Source organism: Rhizobium arsenicireducens (assembly GCF_964021225.1).
Window position 1 is genome coordinate 1,469,068 of sequence record NZ_CAXHYK020000001.1, and the last position, 14,246, is coordinate 1,483,313.

At 66.4% G+C, this 14,246-nt stretch carries 11 protein-coding genes; 4 read left to right on the forward strand and 7 right to left on the reverse strand.

The window, feature by feature from the left end:
• Nucleotides 1-97: 97 nt before the first annotated feature.
• The 5 genes from cobJ to ACWPVA_RS06975 form a co-directional block, all read right to left on the reverse strand.
• Nucleotides 98-2,122 (reverse strand): precorrin-3B C(17)-methyltransferase, encoded by a 2,025-nt coding sequence (cobJ, locus tag ACWPVA_RS06955; RefSeq protein ID WP_454286989.1) that lies wholly within the window; start codon nt 2,120-2,122, stop codon nt 98-100.
• On the reverse strand, nt 2,119-2,868 hold the full coding sequence (gene cobI, locus ACWPVA_RS06960) for a precorrin-2 C(20)-methyltransferase (RefSeq protein ID WP_454286990.1): 750 nt from the start codon (nt 2,866-2,868) through the stop codon (nt 2,119-2,121). Before cobI ends, cobJ begins: the two co-directional genes overlap by 4 nt.
• Nucleotides 2,869-3,109: 241 nt before the next feature.
• Nucleotides 3,110-4,357 carry a precorrin-6y C5,15-methyltransferase (decarboxylating) subunit CbiE gene (gene cbiE, locus ACWPVA_RS06965; RefSeq protein ID WP_454286991.1) on the reverse strand — a complete coding sequence of 416 codons (1,248 nt, stop codon included), beginning with the start codon at nt 4,355-4,357 and terminating at the stop codon, nt 3,110-3,112.
• A complete protein-coding gene (locus ACWPVA_RS06970) occupies nt 4,350-4,985 on the reverse strand; it encodes a precorrin-8X methylmutase (RefSeq protein WP_454289548.1) in 636 nt (211 codons plus the stop codon). The genes cbiE and ACWPVA_RS06970 overlap by 8 nt, the downstream gene beginning before the upstream one ends.
• Before the next feature lie 171 nt (nt 4,986-5,156).
• On the reverse strand, nt 5,157-6,575 hold the full coding sequence (locus ACWPVA_RS06975) for a sirohydrochlorin chelatase (protein ID WP_454286992.1): 1,419 nt from the start codon (nt 6,573-6,575) through the stop codon (nt 5,157-5,159).
• A gap of 355 nt (nt 6,576-6,930) precedes the next feature.
• Here ACWPVA_RS06975 and ACWPVA_RS06980 point away from each other — a divergent pair, with 355 nt between their 5' ends.
• The 4 genes from ACWPVA_RS06980 to ACWPVA_RS06995 all read left to right on the forward strand — a co-directional run bounded on the left by ACWPVA_RS06980 (nt 6,931) and on the right by ACWPVA_RS06995 (nt 9,328).
• Nucleotides 6,931-7,101, forward strand: a complete 171-nt coding sequence (locus ACWPVA_RS06980; RefSeq protein WP_156951546.1) for a hypothetical protein — start codon at nt 6,931-6,933, stop codon at nt 7,099-7,101.
• Between the two features lie 181 nt (nt 7,102-7,282).
• Nucleotides 7,283-8,068, forward strand: coding sequence for a TSUP family transporter (locus ACWPVA_RS06985; protein WP_454286993.1), 786 nt, complete (start codon nt 7,283-7,285; stop codon nt 8,066-8,068).
• A 112-nt stretch (nt 8,069-8,180) separates the two neighbouring features.
• Nucleotides 8,181-8,543: a nuclear transport factor 2 family protein gene (locus ACWPVA_RS06990; RefSeq protein WP_454286994.1), complete on the forward strand. Its 363-nt coding sequence runs from the start codon at nt 8,181-8,183 to the stop codon at nt 8,541-8,543.
• Nucleotides 8,540-9,328: a helix-turn-helix domain-containing protein gene (locus ACWPVA_RS06995; RefSeq protein ID WP_454286995.1), complete on the forward strand. Its 789-nt coding sequence runs from the start codon at nt 8,540-8,542 to the stop codon at nt 9,326-9,328. The genes ACWPVA_RS06990 and ACWPVA_RS06995 overlap by 4 nt, the downstream gene beginning before the upstream one ends.
• A 36-nt stretch (nt 9,329-9,364) precedes the next feature.
• Here ACWPVA_RS06995 and cobO read toward each other — a convergent pair whose 3' ends face one another.
• Nucleotides 9,365-10,000, reverse strand: coding sequence for a cob(I)yrinic acid a,c-diamide adenosyltransferase (gene cobO / locus ACWPVA_RS07000; protein ID WP_454286996.1), 636 nt, complete (start codon nt 9,998-10,000; stop codon nt 9,365-9,367).
• Between the two features lie 23 nt (nt 10,001-10,023).
• Nucleotides 10,024-14,097: a cobaltochelatase subunit CobN gene (cobN, locus tag ACWPVA_RS07005; protein ID WP_454286997.1), complete on the reverse strand. Its 4,074-nt coding sequence runs from the start codon at nt 14,095-14,097 to the stop codon at nt 10,024-10,026.
• Nucleotides 14,098-14,246: the final 149 nt, after the last annotated feature.

Genomic DNA, 14,246 nt, shown 5'->3' on the forward strand with positions numbered 1-14,246 from the left:
CGGGCATGACAGACCGCCGGGCGCGGCTTGGTCTCCCCCCTTATGGGGGAGATGTCGGCGCAGCCGACAGAGGGGGAAGAACCACGGACAGTGAGTCTCATTCTCCGCGCCCCTCCTTCATCCCGCTCTCCGCCTTCCCCGAATAGCCGCGCGGGGTGTAGACCCAGGTCTTGCCGTCGCCGGTCGTGACCGTGCGGCTCTCCGACGAGCCGACCACGACCACCGTCAGCATGTCGACGTCATCGACGTTGAGCGAGCCGAGCGGCACGGTGCGGACATGCTCGCCCGGACGGCCGAGATTGGTGGCGAGGATGACCGGCGTGGAGGCCGGGCGGTATTCGAGCAGCTTGTCGCGGGCGTAAGCAAGCTGGGTGCGGCGCTTCATCGACACGGGATTGTAGAAGGCAATGACGAAATCGCCCTCGCCCGCGGCCTTAACCCGGCGCTGGATATGTTCCCAGGGGGTCAGAAGGTCGGAGAGCGAAATGGTGCAGAAGTCGTGGCCGAGCGGCGCGCCGATGCGGGCGGCGGCGGCCTGGAGCGCCGAAATGCCCGGCGAGACCTGCACTTCGATGCGCGACGCCGCATCCGAAATGCCGCCCTTGTCGAACAGTTCGAACACCAGCGTCGCCATGGCATAGATGCCGGCATCGCCCGAGCAGACGAGGGCTACGGTCTTGCCCTCGCCCGCCAGTTCCATCGCATGGACGACGCGTGCCTCCTCCTTGCCAAGGTCGAAATCGTGGCGGGTCTTGCCGATGGCGAGCGGACCGAGCAGGTCGAGATAGAGCGAGTAGCCGACGAGATCGGTAGAGGCCATGACCATGGCCGAGACCTCCGGCGAGCGCCACTGGTCGGCGCCAGGGCCGATGCCGACGACGTAGAGTGTGCCGCGCGCCCGGCCGATTGTCACCGGATCGACGGTCGCGGCGCTATGGGCGATCGCGGCGGTGACGCCCTTCGACTTGATTTTTGGGAAGACGAGGTCGCCGCTGCTGCCGACGCCGGCAAGGGCAGCGCCTTCGGCCACGCCATGGCAGCCGACCTCGGCAAAGACAATGTCCGACGGGTTCTTCAGCCGCGGCGCTTCCGCTTCCAGCCGCGCGGCGGGGAAGAAGCGGGCCGGCACGCCGAAATGCGCGGCGACGTCGTGGATCGCGGTTTCATCGGCCTTGACGTCGATCGAGGCGACGGCGGCGAGGCTCTGCCAGGCGAGGTCACTGTCCGCCAAAGCCTGTTCGGCGAGCGCGATTGCTTCCTCGCTCGATGCATGGCGTTCGCAACCCATGCCAAGCACCAGCGTCTTCGGATGATAGACCAGTTCGAGCGGACCGGCGTGTTTTGGGCGGTCAGTGACCGTCAGCGTCACCGTGCCGTCCTCGGCGAAGGGGATGCGGGAGGAGATGAGCCAGGCGGCGACACCCCCCTCTGCCCTGCCGGGCCTCTCCCCCTCAAGGGGGGAGATCGGACCATCGCCCGTGTCGAGTAGCGCGGCTGCGCCGGCGCGCGGATGGGCAGCGTTTTCGACAGACAGAGCGCCTCCCCGAGCACCTGCGATCTCCCCCCTTGAGGGGGAGATGTCGCGAAGCGACAGAGGGGAGTGTCCCGCAAGTTCGACGAAAACTTGCGCCTTCGCCCCGGCCACAAGCTCCGCCATCACGGCCTTGGCGTCGGCCGGATTGGTGAGCCCATAGTCCTGCGGCGACTGGTCGAGGGCGACGCCGAATTTCACGTCGCCGGCGGTGGTCACCGCGGCATGGGCATCGAAGGCTGCGGCGATGGTACGGGCAAGATCGTTGGCGCCATGGTGGCCGCCGAGCAGCGGGACGACTGAGGCGCCATCTTCTGAGACGGCGACGACGGCCGGTTCCCTGTACTTGTCGGCAAGCAGCGGCGCCAGGATGCGGATCAGCGCGCCGGAGGCCATCACCGCGACGATCGGCCGGCCGGCGGAGAAGAGCGCCGTCAGATGGGACCTGGTCTCATCGAAGGCGACGTCGACATCCGAGGTGCGGGCCCGGGCGCCGTGGAGTTCGCCGCCGATTGCGTCGGCGATCTTGCGGCCAAGCGATCGGCTCGCCTCGGACAGGATGACGACGGCGGGTTGTGATGCGAGGGTCATGGCGTCTTTCCGTCATGGCGGGGCGTTGCGGCGGCAAGCGATGCATTCCAGCCCTCCCCGCCCTTGTAGATCAGGATCATCGAGAAATAGGGCGCGACGTCTTCCGCCACGGCGGACAGCGGCAGCACGCGCTGTTCGGGCAGGCTGACGCGTTCGACATAGCCGGCGCAAGCGGTCAGCCCCATGGCCTCGATCAGCGCGCGGATGCGGTGAAAATGCCGGCCGACCTTGATGATGGCCACGGCGGCGGCGGCGTCGATCCGGCTCCTCAGCGTCTCGTCGTCGAGCGGTCCCGGCACGACGGAAAGCAGGTCGTTGCGCGCGGCGAGCGGCCGCCCGAGGGCGGCAGCGGCCGCCATCATCGACGACACGCCGGGCACGATCTCGGTCTCGTAACGGTCCGACAAGCGATCGAACAGATACATGAAGGAGCCGTAGAAGAAAGGATCGCCCTCGCACAGCACGGCGACATCGAGGCCCGCATCGAGGTGGCGCGATAGCGTCTCGGCCGCTTCGTCGTAGATCTCCCGGGCGGGAAACCGCTCGACCCGCATGGGCACGACGATCGGCACCTCGACCTGGTGGAAACTCAGGTAAGCGGCGGCGATCTGGCGCGCGAAGCTCGGGCCGGTGTCCGGAGCGGGATAGGCGACGACCGGGGCAGCACTCAGGATGCGGTGCGCCTTCAGCGTGATCAGTTCCGGATCGCCGGGGCCAAGGCCGAGGCCGTAGAGTTTGCCGGTCATGAGGATCGCCCCTCGCTCTTCTGAAAAATACCCCCTCTGCCCTGCCGCGCATCTCCCCCACAAGGGGGGAGACAGGCACGCGGGAAGGCCCGCGACCTCAGGGGGACGTAGGTCAACGCCCGAACAGCAATGTCCGCGAGGAGAGAATGGCCGCCGCGCAACACGTTGGCGACACGGGTCTCTCCCCCCTTGTGGGGGAGATGGCCGGCAGGCCAGAGGGGGTCTTGAAAGGCGAAAAGGGTCATGCAATTTCCCCCTTCGTCACCGACCAGATCGTCACCGGCATCAGCGACTTCCAGCCGCAATAGCGGCCGACCGGGGCGGCGCGGGCGACGGAAAGGCGGATCAGTTCGCCGCCGAAGGCGCCGCGCAGGTCGGCGAGGCGCGCCTCGCCTTCGATCGTCACGGCATTGGCGACCAACTGGCCGCCGGGAGCGAGCGCCTCCCAGCAGGCCTCGAACAGACCCTCGTGATTGATGCCGCCGCCGATGAAGATCACGTCCGGCTCTTCCAGCCCTTCAAGCGCATCCGGCGCCGCACCCTCGACGATCTCCAGATCCGGCACGCCCAGCGCATCGGCATTGGCGCTGATCATCGCAATGCGCTCGGCCTTGCCCTCGATGGCGATGGCGCGCGTGCCCATGCCGGTGCGCATCCATTCGATGCCGATCGAACCGCAGCCGGCGCCGACGTCCCAGAGTAGCGCATTGGGAAAGGGCTGGAGCTGCGACAGGGTGACGGCGCGGATCTCGCGCTTGGTCAACTGTCCGTCATGGCGGAAGGCTTCGTCCGGCAGGCCCGGCACGGGCGAAAGCAGCGGCGATTCGGAGGCACAGTCGATCGCCAGCGTGTTGAAATCGGATAGCGGCGGCGTGTTTTCCAGCATCTGCTGCGCCGTCATCACGGTGATCCGCTCGGCATCGCCGCCCATGTGCTCGAGCACCGACAGCATCGAGGCGCCGAAGCCGCGCTTCACCAGAAGGGCGGCGGCGGCAATGACGGTCGAGGCATCCGAGGTCAGCGCCAGGATGCGGGCGCGCGGCAGGAGATGACGGTTCAAGTGGGTGAGCGGGCGGCCATGCAGGGAAATCTGCGCCACAGATTGCAGCGGCCAGCCGAGCCGCGCGGCCGCCAGGGAAAACGCCGAGGGAGACGGCAGGATCACCATTTCCTCGACCGGGACATAACGCCTGAGCGTCGCGCCGATGCCGAAATGCATGGGATCGCCGGTGGCGAGAATGGTGACCGGCGCGCCGCGCAACCTCATCACTTCGCTGAGCGTCTCGCGAAAGCCGGCGCTCCAGCTGAGAATGCGCTTCAGGCCCGGCAGATGCGCGCCTTCCAGCACGCTGTCCAGCCGCTCGCCCAGCACGATCGTCTCGGTCTGCCAGAGCAGCGCCTGGGCCTGCGGGGTCAGGCTGGCAAGCCCGTTGTCGCCAATGCCGATGATGGTGAGCCAGGGTGTCGTTTCGGCCGTTCTGTCAGTCATTGGCGCCGAGCCCCCCGGCCAGTGCGTTGACGGCGGCAGACGCCATGGCCGAGCCCCCACGCCGGCCGCGAACGGCGATGAACGGTACGCCGCGACTGTCCGCGATCAACGCCTCCTTGCTTTCGGCGGCGCCGACGAAACCGACCGGAAGTCCGAGGATCAGCGCCGGCTTCGGCGCGCCGGCATCAAGCCGCTCCAGCAGGCGGAAGAGCGCGGTCGGCGCATTGCCGATGGCGACGACGGCGCCGGCGAGATGCTCGTCCCACAGATCGACCTGGGCGGCCGAGCGGGTATTGCCGATCCCGGCGGCCTTCGGGCGCACGCGCGGGTCGTTGAGCAGGCAGATCACCTCGTTCTCCGCCGGCAGCAGGCGGCGGATGATGCCGTGGCGGACCATTTCCACATCGCAGAGCACCGGCGCGCCTTTGGCCAGCGCCGCCGCTCCGGCCTCGAAGGCGCCGGCGGAAAAGACAATGTCGTCGGTCAGATCGGTCATGCCGCAGGCATGGATCAGCCGGATCGCCAGCTTTTCCATACCGCCGGAAAAACGCGCGAGGTCCGCTTCGCCGCGGATCGTCTCGAAGGACTGGCGATAGATCTCGGCGGGATCGCGGATGTAGTCGAGGATCGTCATGAACCGCCCCTCATCCGGCTGCCACCACCTTCTCGCCGCTCGCGGGGAGAAGGAACGTATGGCACCGCCCAGGCCTCATCCCCCTTCTTCCCGTCAAGACGGGCAGAAGGTCCCGGCAGGGGGATGAGGGGCAGACGCCCGCCAGCGATTGTGCCACCTGCCCCATCACTTCTTCTTCTGCATCGACTTCGGGCCGAGCGGATGGTCGGCGTGCGGGTACGGGGCATGATGATGGTCGTGGTGGCCGTGATCGTGGGAATGGCCGCCGGCATGATCGTGGTCATGGCCGTGGCCATGACTGTGACCATGGTCATGTCCGGGTCCCTGCGCATGGGCGTGATCGTCATGTTCATGGTCATGGGCATGCCCATGGGTATGGTCGTGATGATGGTCGTCGTGGCCCTGCTCGTGGCCGTGGTGATGGCCGCAGCCGCAGCTCGGGCCGTGCTCGTGGACATGCACCTTGCCGCTCGACGGCGCGTTCATCACGGCCTCGAGTTCGGCGTCGGGAGCCGCGTTCATCAGGTGGCCGTACTTGCCGCCGAGCGTGGTCGAGGGGGCGTAGTCGAAGGCCGGCTCTAGCTCGTTCGGCTCGGCATGGGAATGAACGGGCGTCCAGGGCAAGCCGTGCTCCTTGCAGAAATCGGGGTCGCGGCAGGAGGCGTCGCAATCGCCCTTGCACGGACAGTTTTCCAGGCCGCCGCCAATGCCTTCGACATGGTGGTGATGGCTCTCCTGCGGCTGGCCGATATCGGCCTCGAAGCCCAGCACCTGCTCGCGGTATTTGCACATCTGGCAGTTCATCACCGCCGCGCCCTCGAGGATTTCCTTGACCCGGTCCTGGAAGGCGTCGAGCACCAGCGGATGGTCGTTGAGATAGCTCGCCTTGACGAACTGGATCTCCGTGTGACGCGCCGCCACTTCGTCGGTGTAGGAATAGATGCGTTTCACCAGCACGCCGGTGAAGAGGAAATACGGGAAGACGATGATGCGCTTGTAGCCGAGCTTGGCCGCATGGGTGAGCCCCGGCTCGACCAGCGGGAAGGTCACGCCGGAATAACAGGTCTCGCCCCAGCCGAAGCCCATGCCTTCCCAGAGCATGCGCATGACCTTGGAAGCGTTGGAATTGGCGTCCGGGTCGGACGAGCCGCGGCCCACAACCATCAGCAGCGTGTCGTGCTTGTCGACCACGCCGAGCGTCCGGTTGGCTTCGTCGACCGCCTGCTGGATGCGGTCGCCGGCGGCACGGATCATCTTCAGGTCGATGCCGAGCTCGCGACCGTAATTGATGACCATGCCGGGGTTCTGGGCCTGGTAGGTGTTGAGCACGGAAGGAATGTCGTTCTTGGCATGGCCGGCGGCAAAGAGCATGCCCGGCACGGCGAGAACCCGCGTCACGCCCTCGGCGCGCAGCTTGTCGAGGCCGGCCGAGATCACCGGATTGCAGAATTCGAGATAACCGTATTCCACCGGCATGTCGGGGTTTCTGGCCCGCAGCGCCTCGGCGATGATGGCGAATTCGCGCGCCGCATTCTGGTTTCGGCTGCCGTGGCCGCAGACCATGATTCCGAGTTTTTCCGACATGTATAGGCCTCCTGCTTCGTTTTCTCATGTACGAAGCGCCGGAGCCGGCACCTGACGGCAACTCCATGGCCTTTACGGACAGCTCCGGAATTGGCCCCCTGCTTGGGTCGGCCGCACCGGACTATTTCCAGCCTGTCGAACAGGCGCCGTCGCACATGGACAAGAGCTTTAGCCAGTCGGCACCATCAGGTCAAACCTGTTTGCGCCATTCTGTGGGCCATCCGCGCTCGGACGGACGCGACGGCCCACGGGACCGGACGGAGACTATATTTCCGACCTCATGGAACTTTGGTCGGTCCACGTCATTAGACGATGTCGTCCTGAGCCCAGGACCACCCATTTGGAGCACCATACAATGTATCTGAGCCGCCCCACCCAGGCCGTTTTCGTCATCGCGGTTCTGCTTGCCATCGCGGCAGTGTTGATTTTCCTCAATATCCTGCCGTTTGCGGCGATTCCGTCGTTCTGGATCATGACCGCCGCCTTCGTTCTCCTGCTGCTGGGTAATCTCGTCAGAGGCATGTGATCCCGGCCGGCCGGGAGTTGCGCCCTCCTTCGCTGGCCAGGCGGGAGAGCGGACTTCCGGGCGGCGGGCCTTTGAGGCGCAACAGCACAGCGAACGGGCTTTTTGTGCCGTCCGGTTTGTGCGATAGGGGCAGTCGGGCGAAGCGATCCGCCTGCCGTTTCCCTCCGTGCGGACCTTTGCCTTGCCCGAAATCCTGTTCTCCACGCTGCTGCTATTGTTCATCGCCGCCTTTCTGGCCGGCTTTATCAATTCGATCGCCGGCGGCGGCGGGCTGATCACCATTCCCGCCATGCTGATCGCCGGCATCCCGCCGCTCCAGACCCTCGGTACCAACAAGCTCCAGTCGATGTTCGGCGCCGCCTCGGCGACGATCGCCTATGCCCGCAAGGGCCACGTGGACCTCAGGAGCCAGTTGCCGATGGCGGCGCTGGCCGGGCTCGGCGGCGCCCTTGGGGCGGTGCTTGCCACCGTGGTGCCCGGCGACGTGCTGCGCGCGCTGATGCCCTTCCTGCTGGTGGCGATCGCCGCCTATTTCGCGCTAAAGCCCAATCTTTCGGATGTCGACCGCCATCAGCGCATGACGCCCTTCGTCTTCGGCCTGACCCTCGTGCCGCTGATCGGCTTTTATGATGGTGTGTTCGGCCCCGGCACGGGATCGTTCTTCATGCTGGCCTTCGTATCGCTCGCCGGCTTCGGCATGCTGAAGGCCACCGCCCACACCAAGCTCCTCAACCTCTCCTCCAATCTCGGCGCTTTCCTCGTCTTTCTGGCAAGCGGCGTGGTGCTGTGGAAGGTCGGGCTGCTGATGGGCATCGGCCAGTTTCTCGGCGCCCAGGCAGGCTCGAAGCTCGCCATGAAGAACGGCGCCAAGCTGATCAAGCCGCTGCTGATCGTCACCTGCGTGGCGCTCGCCACCAAGCTGCTGATGGACCCGACCAATCCGGTGCGGGTCTGGGTGGGGTTCTGAGACGCCGCGAGACAATCGGCCCTCCATTACCTCCGAGGTAATTGATGCTATGACGCTCCTTGCCGATGATCGGGCTGCCTGGACGAACCGGGCACCCACAAGGAGCAAGATCATGGACACTGCAAACACCATCGCCGAACGCTACATCGCCGTCTGGAACGAAACCGACGCAGCCCGGCGCCATACGCTGATCGTAGAAAGCTGGCTGGAAGGCGCGACCTATGTCGATCCGCTGATGGCCGGAAAAGGCTATGCGGAGATCGACGGACTGGTCAGTGCCGTCCAGGCCCGCTTCCCCGGTTTCCGCTTCGCCCTGCTTGCTGCGGACGGCTATGGCGACCGCCTGCGCTTCTCCTGGAAGCTCGGTCCGGCCGACAATGACGAGATGATCAAGGGAACCGACTTTGCCATCGTCGAGGACGGCCGGCTGAGGGAGGTCAACGGCTTCCTCGACAAGGTCCCGGCGGCCGCATGACCGCCCGGAGCCTGGGTGACATCCTGCGCGAATGGCGGCGGCGCCGCCATTTAAGCCAGCTCAACCTGGCGCTCGACGCCGAAATCTCGCAGCGGCACCTGAGCTTCATCGAAAGCGGGCGCGCGGCGCCCAGCCGCGACCTGCTGCTGCATCTGACCGAGCGGCTGGGCGTGCCGTTGCGCGAGCGCAATCCGATCCTGATCGCCGCCGGCTATGCGCCGGTCTTCGCTCAGAGATCGCTGGACGATCCGGCCCTCGTGGCCGCCCGGGAGGCAATCGACCTCATTCTCAAGGGGCACGAGCCTTTCCCGGCGCTCGCCGTGGACCGCCACTGGACGCTGGTCTGCGCCAATGCGGCCCTTGGCCTCCTGCTTGCCGGCGTTACGGACGAAAGACTGCTTGCGCCGCCGGTCAACGTGCTTCGTCTGAGCCTTCATCCCGATGGCCTTGGCCGCCGGATCATCAACTTTGCCGAATGGCGCAACCATCTGCTGGAGCGGCTGCAGCAGCAGATCGCCGGCAGCGGCGACCCGGTGCTGCGCGCGCTTCTAGAAGAGCTCATCGCCTTGCCGGTGCCGCCGACGACGCGGCGCGCTGTGACGGGCGTCCCGCGCAATCTCGGCGACATCGCCGTGCCGCTCGAGATCGAGACCGAGGCCGGCGTGCTTTCGTTCCTGTCGATGACGACGGTATTCGGCACGCCGCTCGACATCACACTGTCGGAACTGGCGATCGAATCCTTCGTTCCGGCCAATGCGGAGACGGCGGCGATCCTAAGGCGATGACCCGTCCGCACGGTGGGCGGAGCTAACGTGCCCCGCTCAGAACTCCACCCCGATCTGCGCCTTGATGCCGGAGCGGAACGGGTGCTTCACCAGTTCCATCTCGGTCACCAGGTCGGCGATCTCGATCAGCTCGTCCTTGGCGTTGCGGCCGGTTAGCACGACATGGGTCATTTCCGGCTTCTCGGTCTCCAGGAACTCGACCACATCGGCGATGTCGATGTAGTCGTAGCGGATGGCGATGTTGATCTCGTCGAGCAGGACCATGGAATTTCCCGGATCGCGGATCAGGTCCTTGGCCTTTTCCCAGGCGGCCTTCGCCATGGCGATGTCACGCGCCTTGTCCTGGGTTTCCCAGGTGAAACCCTCACCCATGGTGTGGAACTCGCACAGGTCGGAAAAGTGCTTGAGGATCAGGTCGCGCTCGCCGGTCGACATGGCGCCCTTGATGAACTGCACGACGGCGCATTTCTTGCCGTGGGCGATATGGCGGAAGATCATGCCGAAGGCGGCGGACGACTTGCCCTTGCCCTTGCCGGTGTGGACGATGATCAGGCCCTTCTCGCCGGTCTTGGTGGCCATGATCTTCTCACGCGCGGCCTTCTTCTTCGCCATTTTTTCCGCGTGGCGGGCGAGATCGGCTTCGGGTGAAGCGCCGGGAAGCTCGTCAGTCATCGTGTCATCCTCCAATTGTCGTTTCAGGCACGACCTTGCGCGAGCCGCGAAAGGTCGAACATCGCCGAATTGCTGCGCGGCGTCCACAACCCGCGGTCGATCGCCTCGATCAGCCGTTCGGACATTTCGCGCAGCGCCGCCGGGTTTTTCTCCGCCATGAAATCGCGAACGCGTTCGTCGAGGACAAAGGCCTGGTAGACCGCCTCGAAATGATGGTCGCGCACGGCACCGGTGGTAGCGGAAAAGGCGCACATGTAGTCGACGGTCGCGGCGATCTCGAAGGCGCCCTTGTAGCCGTGGCGCATAACGCCGTCGATCCACTTCGGGTTGACGACGCGGGCGCGCACGACGCGGCCGATCTCCTCCTCGAGCGTGCGGATCACCGGCTTTTCCGGCCGCGAATGATCGTTGTGATAGACGGTCGGACGGCTGCCCGCGACATGCTCGATCGCTGCCGTCATGCCGCCCTCAAACTGGTAATAGTCGTCGCTGTCGAGCAGATCGTGCTCACGATTGTCCTGGTTCTGCACCACCGCCTGCACCGTGCGCAGCCGTTCCTCGAACAGGCCGCGCTCGGCCTTGCCGTCTTCACCGGCGCCATAGGCATAGCCGCCCCAGACGAGATAGGCTTCAGCGAGATCGCCGCGGCGCTCCCAGCCCTTCTCGTCGATCAGCGCCTGCAGGCCTGCCCCATAGGCACCGGGCTTGGAACCAAAGACGCGGTAGGCGGCGCGACGGGCGGCCGCCTTGTCATCCAATCCATCCGCCACCAGCCGCGCGGTCTCGGCCCGCACGCGGGCGGCGATCGGGTTGTCGGCCTCGTCCTCATCGAGGGCAGCGACTGCCCGTACCGCCTTATCGTAGAGCGCGATCTGTTCCGGGAAGGCGTCGCGGAAGAAACCGGAGATGCGGAGCGTCACGTCGACGCGCGGGCGGCCGAGGATCGCCTGCGGCAGGATCTCGTAACCGGTGACGCGGCGCGAGGCCATGTCCCAGAGCGGCTTGACCCCGATCAGCGCCAGGGCCTGGGCGATGTCGTCGCCGCCGGTGCGCATGTTGGACGTGCCCCAGGCGGTCAGACCAAAGGAGGTCGGCCACTCGCCATGGTCCTGCACGTAGCGCTGGATCAGCAGTTCGGCCGATTTCTTGCCGAGTTCGTAGGCGGCAGGCGTGGGGACCGAACGGCTGTCCACCGAATAGAAGTTGCGGCCGGTGGGCAGGACGTCCGGCCGACCGCGAGTCGGCGCGCCGGAGGGACCGGGCGGCACGAAGCGGCCGGAAAGACCGGTGAGCAAACCTTCGATTTCCGCTGGGCCTGAGCGGATAATCGAGGGTTTGAGGCAGTTTTCGATCTCGTCGAGCACGGCGCGGGTTTGGCGCCAGTCGACGGGGCAGGACGCGGTGCCCTCAACCAGATGTGCGGCGAGAAGCTCGATGCGCTCGACGGTATCGCCTTTGGTGCGCCACGGCGCGTCGGTGAGATCGGCGAGGGCGGCGGGTTTCGGACCGGTCCAGGGATCGGACATGATGCAGTCGAGGGGGTCGAAATCGGCGTTCGTGCCCGAAATATCCCCCTCTGGCCTGCCGGCCATCTCCCCCACAAGGGGGGAGAGCACCCGTGGCCGGCCTTGACGTTCGACGGAAGCGTCCGGCGCAAGTGGAAGCCCCTCCCCCTTGTGGGGAGGGGTTGGGGAGGGGTTTTCTTTCGCAAGAACATCCGCCGCAATCGCCCGCTGCAGGCTCTGATCGCCGCCCTCGCCCAGAGCGCGCGGCACACGGGCCAGAGCCACGGTCAGGTCGGTCAGCAGCCGGCCCTCCGGGGCAAGACCGAAAATATGCAAACCGTCGCGGATCTGCATTTCCTTCAGGTCGCAGAGATAGGCGTCGAGCTTTTCGAGCGCCGTCTCTTCTGCCTCGCCCCTGGCGATGCCGGCGTCCTGGTCGAGGCCGATATCGGCGATAAGGTCGAGGATCTGTTTCTTGAGCAGTTTCAGCCGGCGCGGATCGCCGCCGGCGGCCTCGTAATATTCGTCGACCAGTGCCTCCAGGTCCTTCAGCGGCCCATAGCTTTCGGCGCGGGTCAGCGGCGGCGTCAGGTGGTCGATGATGACGGCGGAGGTGCGGCGCTTGGCCTGGGTGCCCTCGCCCGGGTCGTTGACGATGAAGGGGTAGAGATGCGGCAGCGGGCCGAAGACGGCTTCCGGGTAGCAGGTTTCCGACAGCGCCAGCGCCTTGCCCGGCAGCCATTCCAGATTGCCGTGCTTGCCCATGTGGATCACCGCATGGGCATCGAACTCCTGGCGCAGACAGGCGTAGAAGGCAAGATAGCCGTGCGGCGGCACGAGATCGGGAGAATGGTAGGTTTCCTTCGGGTCGATATTGTAGCCGCGCGCCGGCTGAATGCCGACCACGACGTTGCCGAGGCGCGACAACGGCAGAGCGAACCGGCCGTCGAGGAAGAACGGATCCGTCTCCGGTCCGCCCCAGCGCGCGGTGACGTCTTGCTGAACCTTTTCCGGAAGACTTTCGAAGAAGCTAATGTAATCGCTTGCTGATAGCGTTTCGCGGATCTCGCGGCCGTCGGTCGCCGCATTGGTCGGGCCGGCCATCAGGTGGGTCATCAGCGCATCGCCGTCGGCGGGCAGAGCGTCGAGTGTGTAGCCTTCGGCGGCCATGGCGCGCAGGACTTCAACGGTGCCGGCCGGCGTGTCGAGGCCGACGCCGTTGCCGAGGCGGCCGTCGCGGTTCGGATAATTTGCCATGACCAGCGCCACCCGCCGCTCCGAAGCCGGCGTCGACCTGAGCCGCGCCCAGTTGGCGGCCAATCTTGCGACGAAGGCGGCGCGGCCGGCATCGGGCTCGTGGGTGACGATATTGGTCTCGACACGGGCATCGAAACGGGCGGCGGCCTTGAAGGAGACGGCACGCGTCATCACCCGGCCGTCGACCTCCGGCAGTGCGACGCTCATCGCGAGATCGCGAGCGGTGAGGCCCTGCGACGAGGCCTCCCAGGCCTCGCGGTTGGAGGATGAGAACAGCGCCTGAAGAACGACCGCGCCGCCCTCGTCCAGCACGGTCGAGACCCGCTCGGCCCCCGGCGCCGAGACGGCAAAGCCGGTGGCGTTGATGACCACAGCGGGCGGCGCCTTGGCGAAGATCGAGCGCAGCGTCTCGACCGAGACGGCGTCCTTCAGGCTGGAGACGAACACCGGCAGCGCTCTCAGCCCTTCGGCCTTCAAGGCGTCGATCAGCGCCTCGACCGGCTTGGTTTCGCCGCTTTGCACGAGGGCGCGGTAGAAGCAGACGGCGGCGACGGGCAGCGGCGTGCGTTCACCCCCCTCTGGCCTGCCGGCCATCTCCCCCTCAAGGGAGTGCTCGGCGCCAGATAGCCCCTCATCCGCCCTTCGGGCACCTTCTCCCCGCAGGCGGGGAGAAGGGGACGCCGACGCCGCCGCAAATCCCTTCGCCCCGTTCGACGGGGAGAAGGTGCCGGCAGGCGGATGAGGGGCAGTCGTCGAAGCCTTCTTCCATTCGCCCACCCCGATGGCGCCCCTGCCCGGCCACCAGATGCCGGCTTTCAGGAGGGGCGCGGCGGGGGCCGGCTTCTCGCCGTGTCCGATCAGGGCGCAGGCATGGTCGACGAAGGCCCGGGCATTGGCGTCCCCGCCCTCGATCAGATAGGCCCAGAGTGCGGACAGGTCGTCGGGCGGAAGGGTCGAGAATTCGGCAAGCCCTTCGTCCCGCTTGTCGTCGCCGGGAAGCACGGCGATCGCCGCACCGGTGCGGCGGGCCATGGCATGCAGCGCCTCGAGCACGTAGTGGAAATAGCTCGCGCCGCCGAGCGCCCGGACGACGATCAGCTTCGCATGCCGCGCGGTGCGCTCGACATAGGTGTCGACGGACATCGGGTGCCTGAGGCTTATCAAGCTGGCAAGCCGGAAACTCGGGCCCTCGGCACGGGCGGTCACCGCCGCGGCAATCGCGGCCAGTTCTGTGTCGGCCGCCGAGAGGAAGAGGATGTCGCCCGGCGTCTGGCCGAGATCGACGGCCTCGTCTCCGTCGGCGATCGAGCCTTTCTGGGCTAGGAGAAGATGCATGCGCGCACGGCATGGGTAACATGCCCCTCATTGCTGCCCTGGAGCGTCGCGGGTACCCCCCTCTGCCCTGCCGGGCGTCTCCCCCTCAAGGGGGGAGATCGGAAGATGGCAAGCCTCGCCGAACGTTCCATCGTCGAGCGAGCACTCCA

What these genes read in the sequence shown, in the direction of transcription:
- ACWPVA_RS06980 (WP_156951546.1), top strand. Translation starts at nt 6,931, where the DNA reads ATGTATCTGAGCCGCCCCACCCAGGCCGTTTTCGTCATCGCGGTTCTG.
- cobI (WP_454286990.1), bottom strand. Translation starts at nt 2,868, where the DNA reads ATGACCGGCAAACTCTACGGCCTCGGCCTTGGCCCCGGCGATCCGGAA.
- cobJ (WP_454286989.1), bottom strand. Translation starts at nt 2,122, where the DNA reads ATGACCCTCGCATCACAACCCGCCGTCGTCATCCTGTCCGAGGCGAGC.
- cbiE (WP_454286991.1), bottom strand. Translation starts at nt 4,357, where the DNA reads ATGACTGACAGAACGGCCGAAACGACACCCTGGCTCACCATCATCGGC.
- ACWPVA_RS06995 (WP_454286995.1), top strand. Translation starts at nt 8,540, where the DNA reads ATGACCGCCCGGAGCCTGGGTGACATCCTGCGCGAATGGCGGCGGCGC.
- ACWPVA_RS06990 (WP_454286994.1), top strand. Translation starts at nt 8,181, where the DNA reads ATGGACACTGCAAACACCATCGCCGAACGCTACATCGCCGTCTGGAAC.
- cobO (WP_454286996.1), bottom strand. Translation starts at nt 10,000, where the DNA reads ATGACTGACGAGCTTCCCGGCGCTTCACCCGAAGCCGATCTCGCCCGC.
- ACWPVA_RS06975 (WP_454286992.1), bottom strand. Translation starts at nt 6,575, where the DNA reads ATGTCGGAAAAACTCGGAATCATGGTCTGCGGCCACGGCAGCCGAAAC.
- cobN (WP_454286997.1), bottom strand. Translation starts at nt 14,097, where the DNA reads ATGCATCTTCTCCTAGCCCAGAAAGGCTCGATCGCCGACGGAGACGAG.